Source organism: Streptomyces sp. NPDC002044 (assembly GCF_040296725.1).
Classification (GTDB): Bacteria; Actinomycetota; Actinomycetes; order Streptomycetales; family Streptomycetaceae; genus Streptomyces; species Streptomyces antarcticus.
Map to the genome: position 1 here is coordinate 1 of NZ_JBEOXU010000323.1, position 1535 is coordinate 1535.

General features: G+C 76.2%; 1 protein-coding gene and 1 pseudogene. One reads left to right on the forward strand and one right to left on the reverse strand.

Going from position 1 to position 1535, the window contains the following annotated elements; genetic code table 11:
* Window positions 1–200: 200 nt before the first annotated feature.
* The gene (locus ABT106_RS31940; RefSeq protein ID WP_351284559.1) at window positions 201–401 is read right to left on the reverse strand and encodes a type II toxin-antitoxin system VapB family antitoxin; all 201 of its coding nucleotides are present in this window, start codon (window positions 399–401) and stop codon (window positions 201–203) included.
* A 183-nt stretch (window positions 402–584) separates the two neighbouring features.
* Here ABT106_RS31940 and ABT106_RS31945 point away from each other — a divergent pair.
* Window positions 585–1535 (forward strand): annotated as a pseudogene (locus ABT106_RS31945) (hypothetical protein); the annotation flags it as partial.

Genomic DNA, 1535 nt, shown 5'->3' on the forward strand with positions numbered 1-1535 from the left:
GGGCGCGCAGCCGGCCGCACCGAACGCGGCTCCCGCCCCCGCGAGCAGCCGGATCGCGGAACGTCTGGACACGGCCTCGCTCATGGGCGCTCCCTGCGGCGTCGGGCGGCGGGAGCGGCCCGCGCCGGACCGCTCCCGGCGCCCACTGTGCGCCGCACGCCCGCGGGGCCGGTTCAGACGCGCCACCGGGGCACCGAGGTTCAGCCCTGCGGCGGCGGCTCCACGGTGTCGGCGATCCGCCGGGGCTCGTCCTGCCGCTGGACCCGCGCCTCGGTGCGGTGCCCGCGCGCGATGTAGTCCCGTACGACCGCTTCCACCGCGTCCTGCGGAGAGCCGACCCCGGCGAGGACCATCACCTCCACCACGAGTTCGGCGTCGAGGCTGATGTTGACCTTGGCCACGGGTACCCCCTTCTCACGGTCGTCGTGCGAGGGACTCTAGCCGCAGCCCGCCGCGGATTCCCCGGTTCTCCCGACGACCCCCGGCCGCTGCCACTACGGTCTCCCTACGCACACCCCCACCGGCACGTTTTGCCACCTCGGGTTCGAGTGCGTCCGCCACCATCCCGTCCGCACTGGAGCGCCGTGTACCCACCGCCGCACACACACTCTTACGGCTTCACCCCGGCGCCGCCCTCCCGGCGCTGGTGGCAGCATCCCGCGCTGATCATCGCGGCCCTGGTCGTCCTGCCGCCGGCCGGCATCGTGCTGGCGTGGACGAGCCGCTGGAGCCAGGCGAAGAAGATCGTGGCGACCGTGCTCGGCGGTCTCTGGTTCCTGCTGTTCCTCGTCTCGGACCCGCCGGAGAAGACGGACGACGCCAAGTCCGTGCCGGTTGCCGCCCGGACGGTCACGCCCGCGCCGGAGGCTTCCCCCTCCTCCAGCCCGGCCCCGCCGTCCTCTGCGTCCCCCTCCCCGTCCGCGCCCGCCGAGCCGCGGATGCCGGCCTTGGTGGGGAAGGCGTTCGCCGAGGCCGAGAAGGCCGTACGGGACCTGGGCGGGACCGGACTGACCGCCCACAGCGCCTACCGCGACGTCGCGCTCCCCGCGAACCACGCCGACTGGACGGTCTGCTTCCAGGGTCTGCCGACCGGATCCCCGGTATCGGCCGGGCTCGCCGCCCCGGCCGTCCACCTCGTGGCCGGCGGGACCGCGTGCCCGGCCCGGGAAGGCACGGAGCTGCGCCCCCGGCCGGCCCCCGAGCCCACGCGCGCACCGGCTCCCCCGCAGGACGGCTCCTCCGGCAGCGGCGGATCCTCCTCGTCCACCGGCGGATCGGGCACCTCCGGCGGATCGGGCACCTCGGGCGGATCGAGCGGCTCCGGCGGATCGAGCAGCTCCGGCAGCTCCGGCAGCTCCGGTGACAACGACGGCGGCGGTGCGCCGGTGAAGCGTGCGGGTTCGTTCTGCGCGCCGGCCGGTTCCACGGCCGTCACCTCCGCCGGCACCCCGCTGGTCTGCGGCCCCGCCTCCGACGGCCCCCTCGTCCCCCGCCGGCCCCACCCCCGGCGCGTCCCCCACCGAGCTGGGGTCCCG